Origin of the sequence: Bradyrhizobium sp. WBOS07, assembly GCF_024585165.1 — a bacterium.
Taxonomy (GTDB): domain Bacteria; phylum Pseudomonadota; class Alphaproteobacteria; order Rhizobiales; family Xanthobacteraceae; genus Bradyrhizobium; species Bradyrhizobium japonicum_B.
Map to the genome: position 1 here is coordinate 3,898,298 of NZ_CP029008.1, position 12,847 is coordinate 3,911,144.

Genomic DNA, 12,847 nt, shown 5'->3' on the forward strand with positions numbered 1-12,847 from the left:
ATCTTTAGTCGACCGATGACATCGCCTGGGACGGTTGCAGGTCATGCTCCAGCTTTCAGAACTGGCGTAAGGACGTTCTTTCATCTCGCAACCATTGCCTACTTTTCCCGTTGTCTTACGGGGCGGAAGCAATGCGATGTGAAAGGGTATCTCGATGAAGAAGATCGCAATGTCGGCCCTGATGGCCGGCGCTCTTGGTGTAAGCTCAATCGCTGCGACGTCTCCAGCTGAAGCCCATTGGCGGGGCTGGGGACCGGGACTTGCCGGCGGCCTTGTCGCAGGTGCCGTGATCGGCGGGCTTGCCTCCTCGGCGTATGGATGGGGCCCCGGCTATGGCTATTACGGCTACGGTCCGGGCTATTATCGCGCTGGCTATTATGGCGGCCCGTACGCCTACGACTATGGGTACGATGCACCGTATCGCTGGGGCGGCGGGTACACCACGACCACCTATTACACCCAGCCCGTTTCCTACGGCTATCGCTATCGCCGCGTCGTGCGCCCCGCCTACGCCTATTACCCCGGATCATATCCCGTGGTACGGCACCGTTGGCATCATCATCACCACTAAGCGCTGCGCGTGGTCCCGACCGCGGCCGCGCTCGCAATGAGCGCGGCCTTTTCGATGAGGTGCGCGGCTCGCTAGGGTCGCGGCGCCGGCTGCGGCGGCGCAGCAGGTTGCTGCGAAGGTGTAGCGGGAGGCTTGGGCGGCTCCGCCGGCGTAACAGACTCTCCCCCGCCATGGGGCACGCAGGTCCCGACATTGCTGAGCAGTCTTTTCGCCTCGCGTTCGCGGGCTTTCCTGTAATCGCTACGCCGGTCGATTCTTGCCGCGGCGACCCGGTCCCAGGCATCGAACGCGTCAGAGTAGTGCTGTCGCATTTGCGCCTCGGCGGACAGGCAGTCGCTGAACTTGTCGAATACGAGATCGGTATTGACGGGCGCGACGCCACCGACGAGGACCACAAGCATCCATTTCATAGTGTCCGCCTACGCTCGCGCCTGCACACCGGGAACGGTGATGCGTCGGCAAAGTTACGGGCTGCGTCGACGCCCGGTCTCGATCAAAAAAGGGCCCCAGCTCGCGGGGATCGTGGGGGGCGTTGGAGCTGGGGCCACCGGGGTCACCCTTGGGGAAGGGCATCGGGAAAACTTGGCAATTGCCGGAATGTTCCAGTGCTGGCGGAATTCCAGACGGAATGCTTGACCACTCCATCCCTGAATTCACGTGATTTGTTCCGCTGGGGAACAAATGGGGCTGTGTACACTTTGTAACACACGGGGAAGATGACGGGGACTGGTGCCGTGACCGAACGTCCGATCATTCTTGTTATCGAAGACGACGATATGATCCAGGCTATCGTTGAAGATGCCTTGACCGAAGGAGGCTTCGAGATCGCAACAGTGAAGACGGGCGAGGAAGCCAGTACACTGCTGAAGGGTCGTCTCAGGCCGTACCGGGCGCTTGTCACGGACGTCAATCTTCTCGGACGCCTCGATGGCTGGGAGGTCGCAAGAGCGGCCCGGGAGATCGATCCGAATTTTCCGGTGGTTTACATGACGGGCGGCGCTGCCGATCAATGGCCCGTACTAGGGGTGCCGAACAGCATCCTGTTGCAAAAGCCATTTGCGCCCGCGCAAGTCGTTGCCGCTGTATCGCAGCTCTTGAACGCGGGCTCGCAGCAAACGGGTTCCGCCTGAGGTTTCCGCAATCCGTAACTGCTTCAGTTCTCCTCGTCGACGATGAAGCCCTGATACCGCCAAGCGACAAGCTGGGATCTATCTGGCAGATTGAAGCTCATCGTCACCATCGCCGACGCTTCACTCGCCCGGAGCAATCGCGTTGCTCGGCGTCGGCCGGTCGGTGATCTGCTGGCCGAACAGGCTGCCGATGAGCTCGACGGCCGTGCGCGCCGTCCGGCCGCGTTCATCCAGGAAAGGATTGAGCTCGACGATGTCGACCGATCCGACCGCGCCGGAATCGTGCAATAGCTCCATGATCAGGTGTGCTTCGCGATAGGTCGCACCACCCGGCACCGTGGTGCCGACGCCCGGCGCCACGCAGGGATCGAGGAAATCGACGTCGAAGCTGACATGCAGCACCCCGTTGCTCGCCTTGACCCGATCGATGACGCGCCGGATCAACACCGCGACGCCGAACTCGTCGATCTGGCGCATGTCGACGACCCTGATCCGGCGTGCTCGCATCAGCTCCTTCTCCAGCTTGTCGATCGAGCGCGCGCCGAACAGGTCGAGCCGGTCTGGATGGATCGACGCGCGAGGATCGTCGCCGAGCAGGCCGTCGAGGCCGGGTTCGCCGCACAGGAACGCGGCCGACATGCCGTGCATGTTCGCGGTGAGCGTCGTCTCCGGCGTGTTGTAATCGGCATGGGCATCGAGCCAGAGCACGAACAGCTCCCGGCCGCGCTCCTGCCAATGACGCGCCATGGCATTGACCGATCCCATCGACAGCGTGTGATCGCCGCCCAGGAAGATCGGCAGCGCACCGGTCTTCGCGATCTGATGGCCTTTGCGGCTCAGGGCGCGTGTCCAGCGCTGGATCTCGCGGTAGTGGTTGGCTCTTTCCGGCGGCCTGTCGGTGAGGTCCCGGACTTCGCTGGCGGAAAGATCGCCGTAGTCGACGACCTCGAAATCCAGGCTTTCGAGCAGCGTCGCAAGGCCCGCGGTACGCAGCGCCGCAGGCCCCATCAATGTGCCGCGCTGCGATGCGCCCATATCGATGGGCGCGCCGAGCAAGGCGATGCGCCGGGCTCGATCCGTCATGGTCCGATCGGTCACGGCCGCCTCCTGATCCAACAAGGTCGCGCCAGCCTAACAGAGATTCGCATCCGTCGTTTCACGGAGGCATTTGCCTTAGGACAGGAACAAAAGCCCTGACGCTGCATTGCCCATCCAAGGCCGGCACCCGCCGTTAATGACGGCGCCTGTCGCGGATAGCCAAAGGTCGTCAGACCCGCTGTTCAAAACAAGCGCTCGCGCGGATAGCCAAAGGTGCCGGCCTCCGCCATCAGGTTTGGAGGTCGCGCACTTGAGCACGGAGATACCGCAATCCACGTCCCAACCCGGCATGGCCGAGCGTGCCATCGATACGGCAGCGGATGTCTCCCGCACGATCGGTGAAGTCGCGGGCGGCCTGCACGCGGCCGTCGACCGTTTCACTTCGAGCATCGAGGAATCGCGCAAGCCCGGCGGAGCCCTCGCGACGGTCGCAGCGATCACGCGCGAAGCGCCGCTTGCCAGCCTGTTCGTCGCTTTCCTCTTTGGCGTCGCGGTCGCGCGGCGGCGGTAGAACCGAGCCGCCTGCTCGGCCAGACCGTCCTGCTCAGGCAGCGGTGACTGCGTCGAGCTCTGCCGTCAGAAATTGCCTCTCGAACGCCTCGGCGGGCATCGGACGGCCGAAGAAGTAGCCCTGCCCTTCCTCGCATCCCAGGCTGACCAGGAAGTCGGCAGTGGCGCGGTTCTCGATGCCTTCAGCCACGACCGTGAGGCCGAGCTGCTTGCTGAGACCGATGGTCGAGCCGACGATCGCTGCATCGTCGGAATTGGTAAGCAGGCCAAATACGAACGACCGGTCGATCTTGAGCCCGTCGAGCGGAAACTTCTTCAGATAGCTCAGGCTCGCGTAACCGGTGCCGAAATCATCGAACAGAACCCGGACGCCGAGGTCCTGAATCCGCTTGAACATGGCCAGCACGCGGCGCTCGTCATGGAGCAGGATGTCTTCGGTGACTTCGATTTCGAGAAGCGACGACGTCAGCCCGGTCGTCTTGAGCAGTGCCGCGACCGAATGCGCGAGATCGCCGGACTGGAGTTGCGAGGGCGAGAGGTTGATGGCGACGCGCACGTTGTTGCCGGACAATTCCCAGGCTCGCGCCTGACGGCAGGCCGTCTCCATCACCCAGTTGGCAATCCGCTCGGACAGGGCCGAGGTGTTGACCACCGGCATGAATTCGGCCGGCGAGACGTAGCCGCGCACCGGATGGCGCCAACGAATGAGCGCCTCGGCTCCGACCAGGCTGCCGTCGATCAGGCGAACCTGCGGCTGATAGAACAGCTCGAACTCGCCGCGATCGGCAGCAAGCGCCAGCTCACTCTCCAGCGTCAACCGGTTCTCCAGCTCCTGCCTGATTGCGGCTTCGAACAGGACATGGCCGCCGCGCCGCGTCGCCTTGGCGCGGCTTAGCGCGAGATGGGCGTTGCTCAGGAGATCGTCGGCCGTTTGCCCGCCTTCCGGATAGACGGCGACGCCTCCGCTGATCCTGATGCGGTGCTGCCGGGTGCCGGCCGCGAGGGGGGGTTCAAAGGCCTGCGCGATGCGCTCGGCGAAGGTCGAGACCGGTTCGCCGATATCGGCGCAATCGAGCGCAATGGCGAATTCGTCGCCGCTGAGCCGGGCGATGGTCGCCTTGCCGTCGACTTCGATGCGGAGCCGCTCGGCGACCGCGCGCAGCACGAGATCGCCCGACGAGTGCCCGAGCATGTCATTGATCTCTTGGAAGCCGTCGAGCCCGAGCACGAGCAGAGCGACGCCGGACGACCGCCGTTTCGCCGCAGCGATCAGGTCGGTGAGGCCCGTGTGCAGCATGTTCCGGTTGGCAAGACCCGTCAGCACGTCATGTTCGGCCAGATATTGAATACGTTCAGCTTCACGCTTGCGGACCGAGATATCGCGCAGGATCGCGCCGTATTGAAAGCCGTCCGTTCCCTGCCAACCCGAGAAGCTCGCCTCGACGGAGAAAGTCTCACCATTCTTGCGCCGGCCCTCGAACTCGACCACGACCGCCCCACCTGGAACCAGGAGCGCCTGGCGCGCGGCGTCATGCATGGACGATCTTGCATCGCCGTCCACCGGCACAGCGCACAGCGTTTCGAACGGGCGGCCGATCATCTCGGCCGGCGAGTAGCCAAAGATCGCGCTCGCGCCGGGATTCCAGACCGTGATCCGGTGATCCTCGTCGGTGCAGACGAGGCCGTCGCCAAGCGACATCGCGATGCGGTGAAAGCGGCTCTCGGCGATGCGCCCCAGCAGCCCACGGAAATCGATTTCATCCAGCGCGATCGCGGTCAGATAGGCGACGATCGCGATATGAAATAGCGATGTGTCGATGACGAGGGGCCATCTTGCCTGCACGAGGACCGCGGCCAGTCCCATAGCTGCCCCGGAAGCGACCAGTGCTGCGACGCGAATCCCCGGCCCGAAGCGCCGCCACGAATACATCATCAGCAGGCAGATCACACCCAAGCCCAGGATCATGCCGACATCCGAGGTCCAGCGCAGCATTCGGCCCTGAAGGATGGATTCCGCGGCCAGTGCCTGGAGCACAGGCCCCGAGACGATCTTGCCGTTGGGAACGCTGAAGCGGTCGCCAAGCTCGAGCGCGGTGGCCCCGACGATGACCTTCTTGCCTCTCACTTTGTCGAGCGCAGCAGGATCGCCGCGCAGCACGTCGATGAAGGAGACGGTCGGAATGGAGGCCGTACGAATGCTGAAATCGATCAGGAAGGGCGGCCGCCGGTTGGCGTCCTGGCCGGCCAGCACGACCGCCATCGAGGGCAGCAACTCATCCCCGAGCTTCTCGGCGACCGGGTAGCGGCGAACACGCCCGTCGGATTCGACTGCGACGTTCACGACCGCCGGCCACGACTGGTTGCTGAACGGCTTCAGGGGACGATTGACGTGGGCCGCGCCGCCGTTCGGCGTCGGCTGCTTGAAGGACGGCAGGATCGTCGAGCCGCCGGCATCGCGAAGGGCCTTGACGAAAGCCTCGTCGGAGGCCGGATCCGACGGCGTGCTGAAATCGACATCGAACGCGATGTCTCCCGAGCCCGCCGCCTCGAGCCTCCTCAATAGGTCCGCGTGAAGCCGGCGCGGCCAGGGCCACACGCCGATCTGATCGATGGATGGTGCGTCGATGGCCACCACCACGACCTTGCCGCTGGCGTCTCGCGACTGCCAGGCGAACCGCAGATCAGTGAGCGCATTGCGAAGTGAGCCATGCCACCCCGTGGACAGCACGATCGCAAGCGCGATCACCACGAGGATATGCGGCCGATAGCGTTTCACTCCAGTCCTCCCCCGTCCCCGCTTCTGCGGGCACGCCCCTCATCCCCTAGGAAATCGCCTCAGCGTCTGCCGTAGGCGTGGCCATTGCCGCCATTGCCGCCGCCATTCCCGTTGTTGCCCCTGCCGTTGCCGGTGGCGCCGTTGTTGGCATGGCCGCTGCCGCCGTTACCGTTGTTGCCGCTATTGCCGTTGTTGCCGTTGTTTCCGCTATTGCCGTTGCCGTTATTGCCGTTGTTGCCGCCATTGCCGTTGTTGTTACCGGAATTGCCGTTGCCCCCGGCGTCTCCGTTCTTGGCGCGCGGGGCATCGCTGGATGCCCCGGCTGTCGTTGCGGCGATCGTGGCGTTCGCACTGGCGCCACCGCCAGCTGCCGCGCCGTTGGATGCGGCCGGGCTGGTCTTGCCATCGTTCCAGACCGTCTGACTGTCCGCCCTGGCATTCGCGTTACGCGCCTGCCCTGGCGGAACGCCGCCGTGGGCGAGGCCGCGCGTCGCCTTGTGGACGTTCAGCTTGACCTCTCCCAGCGCGGTCGAGATGCGCACGACTCCCGCCTTGGGGGCATGCCCCGCGGCCGCCTGGCCCGATGCCTTGGGTGCACCGGCCGCCTTGCTGCCCTTGTCGATCGGACCGAGCGCATGGATGGAATGACCGGCCGCGGCATTGCGTGGCGCCGTCAGTCCCGATCTCGGCACCGGGACGCGCTCGATCGTCGGGGCGCGCGGCTTGCCCTGCTCGATCGGACTCAACTTTCCTGCGCCGCTCAAACTAAGTCCGGGTTTGCCCTGCTCGAACACCGTAGCCGCTTGTCCCGGCATGACCTGGGCAATCTGCCCCGTCCTGAAGTCGGAGACCTCGACCTGGCCGCGGAGCACGCCGACCTTGGTGCTACCCGCCTCCACCGTGACGCTGAACTGGGTTCCCTTGACCACGGCGGCGAGATAGGGCGTCTCGACCTCGAAATGCTTGACGTTGCGCTTCTCGACCTCGAGCAGGATCGAACCCGCCTGCTGGATGATGGTGGTCGAGAGTCCCTCCTTCTTCTCGGCCGGCAAGCCGACCACCGAGTTCGGAGAGATCAGGATCGTTTCCTCGCCGCGGACTAGCAGCACCCGGCCATTGCGGCCGGTGCGGATGGTATTGCCGGGCTTGAGCGTCTCGTCCCGGCTCAGAGCGACCTGTTGCGCGCCGTCGGTCGCGACCCACACTTCACCGGTGGCCTTGCTGATCGACCAGACGCCGTCGTCCGCGGCGAATGCGCCGGAAGCCGTTCCAAGAGCCAGCGCCACGAGGGCGCACCGCATTCCAATTCTGCCGAGCATGACGATCCTTAGTCTGCGTTACAGCCAGATCTGAGGGGTATCCGAAATCACTCAAGAGAGGATTAGCAGGAAGCGGCCAGTGGAGCTGTGACATTAACCAATCATTGACCTTAAAAAACTATGAAAAATCATGAGGCTAACGACCCCCTCCCGTCCCGCGGCAATTCCTCCGTCAAACTACGGGGAAAGTTTCGCCGCGCGCGCCGGAATGCGGCATCTCGTTACCGCAATAGCCTTGCTGGTCCCGTTTTTTGCCGGAGCTCCCCAAGCGTTCGCACAACAGGCGAACCAGCCGGGCTTCGATCCGCGCCAGCCGGAGAAATACTTTGAAAACCAAACCGAACGGGAAAAACTGAACCGCCCGCCGGTCAGCCTGCCGACGGTTGGCCAACCCGATACCCGCGGCGATGCCAAGCCGCAATTCGTCCTGCGCGGCGTTAGCATCAGCGGCGCCCACGCGGTTTCCAGCGACCGTATTGCCGCCGTCTATCAGCCGTATCTCGGCAAGAGGGTCTCGCAGGCGGATCTCGCCGGGATCGCCGGCGCGATCAGCGAGCTCTACCGCGCCGACGGCTTCCATCTCAGCCGGGCGATCGTGCCGCCGCAGGACATTGCCGACGGCCGGCTCCGGATCCAGGTGATCGAAGGCGCCATCGTGCAGGTCGAGCTGAAAGGCGACGGCGCCGAGCAGTTCGGCGTCAGGCCGATGCTCGGGCCGGTTCTCGCCGAGCAGCCGTCGCGGCTCCCGACGCTCGAGCGCCAGCTCTTCCTCATCAACGCCAGGCCGGGCGTTCGGATCACCGACAGCGCGCTGGAGGAGATCGGCAGCGGGTCCGGACGCTTCCGTCTCACCGTCTATTTGAAGACTTGGCACGTCTTCTCCTCGTTCGGCCTGGACAATCTAGGATCATCCTCGGTGGGCCCGTGGCAGACCTACGCCACCGGCGCGTTCAACTCCTACCTCACGCCCGGAGACACGCTGGCCGTCAACCTGTCGACCATTGCCAACGATCCTCGCCAGCTCGGCTTCGCACGGCTGTCCTATGACGCGCCCGTCGGCGTCGATGGCGTACGTCTCGGCGCTTCCGTGCTCTACAGCGCGGTCCGGCCAGGCGATGCCCGCCGCCTCGACAGCGACATCACGACGACCGAGGCCTTCGAGCTGCGCGCCAGCATCGTTCCGCTACAGTCGCAATCCTCCACGCTCACGCTGACTGCGGCGACGAACTTCAGCAATGTGTCCGAGCATGACCTTTACGGCCCCTGGTACAACGACCACATCAGGACCGCGAGCCTGACCGCCGACTACAGGCTGCAGGACCGCTTCGGCGGCACCAGTTTCGCGACGCTGATCTACCGCCAGGGCCTCGACGTCTTCGGTGCCTCGCATTTCGACGACGATCTGTTGTCGCGCGACGGCGCCTCATCGAACTTCTCGGTGCTGAACCTCTGGTTCACGCGCTACCAGACGCTCAACGATGCCTGGTCGCTCAAGCTCGCGGCAGCGAGCCAGACAGCGTCGCGGCCGCTGTTCACCTCGCAGCAGTTCTATCTCGGCGGTGCGGCCTTCGGCAGGGGTTACGGCGCAGCCGAAATTAGCGGCGACAATGGCCTCGCCGGCTCACTTGAGCTGCGCTTCGATCAGAAGCTCGATTTCCGCTACTGGACCGGCTATCAGCTCTATGCCTTTGGCGACGCTGGCGCCGTCTGGAACGACGGCTACCGTTTGAGTGAAGGCCTATCGCTGACATCGGCCGGAGCCGGTGTGCGCTTCTTCCTGCCAAACGATTTCCAGGCCGATCTCGGCGTGGCCGTGCCGTTGAGCTACCGGGCGCCGGACAATGAACGCCGCAGCCCCCGCTTCCTGTTTACACTGTCGAGCGCATTTCGGCTCTGTCCCGAACGCGGCAGGTCGGGGTGTATCTGACCAGCCGGTCGTTTGCGCCACTGGACCCGGCATCCGGCCATTGCGGCCTTGCTCACAGAGTTGCCAAGATTTAATCCCGTAACCTGCTCACGATCGCTCGATCGGAGAGTTCCCGATGACCATATTCAGCCGAACGTGATTTGAGACGAAGCCATGAAGAGGGTGTTTGCAATCCTGGCGTTTCTCTGCGTCCTCGGCGTCGGGGAATATTTCGTCGTCAGCCGGTTCGCGATCCGCCATGAGACTTTGGAGCTGTTCGACGCCTCGCGGCAGCGACCGATCGCGGTCGAACTGGCGGTGCGGCGCGACTACGAGACCAAGGCCAATCTCGGCCTTTGGAAACTCCCGCTCGCCATCATCAGTAACGGCAACACCGTCAAGGCCACCGAATATTCCTTCCTCGCCAATGTGCTCGCCGCGCGCGGCTATCTGGTTGCCAGCATCCAGCAGGACCTGCCGACTGACCCGCCGCTGATGACCCATGCCGGTCAGCAATATGTCGGCCGGCGTGAGGTCTATATCCGCTGCGAGGCCAACATTCTCTTCGTCCTGGATAAGCTGAAGAGGCAGCAGGAGAACGTCGATTACGACCACATCACCCTCGTCGGCCACTCGAACGGCGGCGATGTCTCCATGTATGTCGCCCATCAGCACCCGGAACTGGTGTCGAAGGTGATCACGCTCGACAATCTGCGGGTGCCTTTCGTGACGAGCGACGGCATGAAGATCCTGTCGTTCCGGTCGAAGGACCCGCATTTTGTGACCGATCCCGGCGTGCTGCCGACGCCGGAAGAAGCCAAGGCGCACGGCATCGACATCGTGCACACCGGCGCACAGCACACGGACATGAGCGATCGCGGCCCCAACTCGGTCAAGCAGAAGATCCAGGAAACGCTCGACCGCTTCCTGCGTGACAGCGCCAGCAGCGCGCTCGCGCCAGCCGATACGAAAAGTCCGATGATCATGAATCCGGGTGACTATTAGCCGGGAACGCTTTGCGGCAGATCAAGGCGGCTCCGAGACGGCAGGATAGAAAAGCCATATGGCCTCGGAGAGACAGGTGTCGCATTCCGTCGAAAGTCTTGATACGAAGGGGCTCGATGCAAGCCTGAGCCTGCCGGCGGCGAGAATGCCGGCAGGCGTACGGCATCTCTATCGTTCGGTCCGCAAGCTGCTGCGGTCGATCATCGCCCGCATTGATCTCTCGCAATTTCCGGGATCGTGCTGCGGATAGGCTTGGCCGACGGAATGCAAGAAGGCTACCCGATGCACCAGCATTTGAGACGAATCTGCCTGACGCTTGCCGTAACCTCGAGCGTTGGCACGTCGCCCGCGCTCGCAGCCGATGCCGATCACGGTGCCGACCTCGCCAAGCGCTGGTGCGCAAGCTGCCATATCGTCGCGAACGGCCAGGCCCAGGCGAGCGCCGACGTCCCCTCCTTTGCCTCTATCGCGCGCAGGCCGGGCTTCAGTCCGGAGAGGCTCGCCTTCTTCCTGCTCGATCCCCACCCGAAGATGCCGAATTTTCCCTTGAGCCGGACCGAAGCGGGCGACATCGCGGCATACATCGCATCGCTGCGCTAATGCATGATCCGGAAAATAAAGATCCCTGCCGGAGGACCGACAGGGATCAGCAGAAGAGATGACGGACGGCGAACAAGGTCATTCGGTGGCCCGTCATGGATCTGCGCCCGCATCGAAAAGCGGATCGCCGCGCCACGCAAGTTCAATTTGTGGGCAGACTGCGCGCAGATCGAGAATCAGGACTTGTCCTTGCCCGATTGCATAAGACTGCCGGTCATCTGGCGCATGTGATCTCCAGCACTGGTGAACTGGCTGCGCAGGAAATCGGACTGGATTCGCATCGCTTCCTGAAGGTCATTGGCATGAACCAGCTTGCGCGCATGCTCGAAGGCCGACTTCATATTCTGCTCAGTGAAATTCAACGCCTGCTTCGACACCTCCGTCCCCGCGCCCGGAACGGACGACATTGACTTGCTGGCGGCTTCGAAAAACATGCCGAACGCTTTTTCGGCTTGATCAATCGTCTTCTCGGCCAGGTCGCGCAGTTCGGCCGGAACTTCCAGCTTCGGTTCGATCATGGTCGCACTCCTCCCGCTTTCCCGACTGAATACCACACTTGCCGGATCGCCTTCCAGCGGCCAGCCTCGGGGAAACCTCGCCGGGGGCCCGGCTAGGGCATGATCCGGAAAAGTGCGCAGCGGCTCTCCGGAAAGATCATGCGCAAAAAGCCTGAGGCGCTATGACGATTCGCCCGAATCTCATCGCGCTTTAGGGCAGGAAGTGACGGCACGAGGCCGGACTCAGGACAACGGGCGCTCGGGAAGGGCTTCTTCGGTGGCGAGATCTTCGACCAGCTTGATCACCTCGAAACGCTGTCGCGGTGCGAGCTTCAGGAACGCGCGGAGCAGGCGCAGACTTTCGACCGTGCCGCTTGCGGGCGCGCCGAGCTTGAGGTGCAATTCAGCCGCGAAATTAAGGTTCTTCATCTCGCACCTATGACAAGCGTCAGCCTTCGTGATCTACGCGAGACCGAACGCCGCAGCAAGACGCCACAATAGGACCTATGGCGACAAACTGTCGGCCGGGTGGCCCCGGCCAGCCGGCATGCTGAACGACATGCCCCAACAACACTCAACCACTTGGTTGCAACTATGTCAGGGAACAACCCGTCCGGCAAGTCCGACAGCGAGCGCAGAGATGCTTCGTCTGCATCGCAGCGCGGCAATTCCGGATAACAGGAATATCGGTTGCCGTCACCCACCTGCGTCAAGAAGCGGCATCCATCACGTCACACAGTCCTGACCGCTGTCAATTGGCACAGCGTTTCGGCCTGTTTCCGACATGAATGCACATTGGCTGCATACGTGCGCTTCTCGGCGCATACACGTAATTGTTGAGTCTGGCCCCAGCGGTTGTATCGGCGACAAATGAACATCAACCTCGGAAGCTGATCTCAGCGTCCCGATCTCGACATGGATGTCGCATCGTCGGTCCGCAGGTCTCGCCCATGAACCATTAGCCATATGCGAGCGACCAAGCCGTTGCGACACGGCCACGCAGATTACGGGCGCCATGGCTGAACTCTTCGATTCGGGCGCGCCTCAACACCAAGGACGACGGCATGATTTCTCGCTGCGATCTCATCAAGGGCGCCGCGGTCGCGCTTTTCACCCTCTCGATACAAGGCGCATGGGCGCAGGAGACCAAGATGAACCTGTTCAAGATCATCACCGTCAAGGACGAAATCGTGGTCGGGTTATCGACAGAGGAGCTCCAGGGGCTCGGCGGCAATGATGCGAGCGCGGTTGCGCACGCGCTCGCGCAGAAGGGTGACCTCACGGTATGGCAGTACAACGTGCATCGTGGCCCGAACGGCGAATTGCAGCAGGCGCCGACCGCCAAGATCGGGCTTCTGGCCAATGCCTCGCTGCGCGTCGAGCCGTACACGACGCCTTATCGGATCGTACCGCACCCATAAGCGACCGACCGTCT

The 12,847-nt window shown here is 63.3% G+C and carries 13 protein-coding genes; 7 read left to right on the forward strand and 6 right to left on the reverse strand.

The genetic code is table 11. From position 1 onward, the window contains the following. Positions 1-154: 154 nt before the first annotated feature. A complete protein-coding gene (locus tag DCM79_RS18640) occupies positions 155-571 on the forward strand; it encodes a hypothetical protein (RefSeq protein ID WP_257175747.1) in 417 nt (138 codons plus the stop codon). A 71-nt stretch (positions 572-642) separates the two neighbouring features. On the opposite strand, the gene DCM79_RS18645 is transcribed toward DCM79_RS18640, so the two are convergent. Further along, positions 643-981 (reverse strand): hypothetical protein, encoded by a 339-nt coding sequence (locus DCM79_RS18645; protein WP_257175748.1) that lies wholly within the window; start codon positions 979-981, stop codon positions 643-645. 306 nt (positions 982-1,287) lie between these two features. On the opposite strand from DCM79_RS18645, the gene DCM79_RS18650 reads away from it, so the two are divergent. Then, positions 1,288-1,701 carry a response regulator gene (locus DCM79_RS18650; protein WP_373568087.1) on the forward strand — a complete coding sequence of 138 codons (414 nt, stop codon included), beginning with the start codon at positions 1,288-1,290 and terminating at the stop codon, positions 1,699-1,701. Between the two features lie 120 nt (positions 1,702-1,821). Here DCM79_RS18650 and rocF read toward each other — a convergent pair whose 3' ends face one another. Next, positions 1,822-2,799 carry an arginase gene (rocF, locus tag DCM79_RS18655; protein ID WP_257175750.1) on the reverse strand — a complete coding sequence of 326 codons (978 nt, stop codon included), beginning with the start codon at positions 2,797-2,799 and terminating at the stop codon, positions 1,822-1,824. Between the two features lie 250 nt (positions 2,800-3,049). On the opposite strand from rocF, the gene DCM79_RS18660 reads away from it, so the two are divergent. Continuing rightward, positions 3,050-3,310 carry a hypothetical protein gene (locus DCM79_RS18660; RefSeq protein WP_257175751.1) on the forward strand — a complete coding sequence of 87 codons (261 nt, stop codon included), beginning with the start codon at positions 3,050-3,052 and terminating at the stop codon, positions 3,308-3,310. Between the two features lie 33 nt (positions 3,311-3,343). On the opposite strand, the gene DCM79_RS18665 is transcribed toward DCM79_RS18660, so the two are convergent. Together DCM79_RS18665 and DCM79_RS18670 are read right to left on the reverse strand one after the other, a co-directional pair. Then, positions 3,344-6,085 carry an EAL domain-containing protein gene (locus DCM79_RS18665; protein WP_257175752.1) on the reverse strand — a complete coding sequence of 914 codons (2,742 nt, stop codon included), beginning with the start codon at positions 6,083-6,085 and terminating at the stop codon, positions 3,344-3,346. Between the two features lie 59 nt (positions 6,086-6,144). Further along, a complete protein-coding gene (locus tag DCM79_RS18670) occupies positions 6,145-7,404 on the reverse strand; it encodes a FecR family protein (protein WP_257175753.1) in 1,260 nt (419 codons plus the stop codon). Positions 7,405-7,534: 130 nt separating this feature from the next. Between DCM79_RS18670 and DCM79_RS18675 the strand changes: the two genes are divergently transcribed. The 3 genes from DCM79_RS18675 (at position 7,535) to DCM79_RS18685 (ending at position 10,915) form a co-directional block, all read left to right on the forward strand. Next, entirely contained in the window at positions 7,535-9,331 is a 1,797-nt protein-coding gene (locus tag DCM79_RS18675) for a ShlB/FhaC/HecB family hemolysin secretion/activation protein (protein ID WP_257175754.1), read from the forward strand. 153 nt (positions 9,332-9,484) lie between these two features. After that, positions 9,485-10,315, forward strand: coding sequence for an alpha/beta hydrolase (locus DCM79_RS18680; protein WP_257175755.1), 831 nt, complete (start codon positions 9,485-9,487; stop codon positions 10,313-10,315). Positions 10,316-10,597: 282 nt separating this feature from the next. Beyond that, positions 10,598-10,915, forward strand: a complete 318-nt coding sequence (locus DCM79_RS18685) for a c-type cytochrome (protein ID WP_257180788.1) — start codon at positions 10,598-10,600, stop codon at positions 10,913-10,915. A gap of 176 nt (positions 10,916-11,091) precedes the next feature. On the opposite strand, the gene DCM79_RS18690 is transcribed toward DCM79_RS18685, so the two are convergent. Then, entirely contained in the window at positions 11,092-11,433 is a 342-nt protein-coding gene (locus DCM79_RS18690; protein ID WP_028137732.1) for a phasin, read from the reverse strand. A 222-nt stretch (positions 11,434-11,655) separates the two neighbouring features. Further along, positions 11,656-11,841 carry a hypothetical protein gene (locus DCM79_RS18695; RefSeq protein WP_028137733.1) on the reverse strand — a complete coding sequence of 62 codons (186 nt, stop codon included), beginning with the start codon at positions 11,839-11,841 and terminating at the stop codon, positions 11,656-11,658. Positions 11,842-12,476: 635 nt separating this feature from the next. Here DCM79_RS18695 and DCM79_RS18700 point away from each other — a divergent pair. Next, positions 12,477-12,833, forward strand: a complete 357-nt coding sequence (locus tag DCM79_RS18700; protein WP_257175756.1) for a hypothetical protein — start codon at positions 12,477-12,479, stop codon at positions 12,831-12,833. Positions 12,834-12,847: the final 14 nt, after the last annotated feature.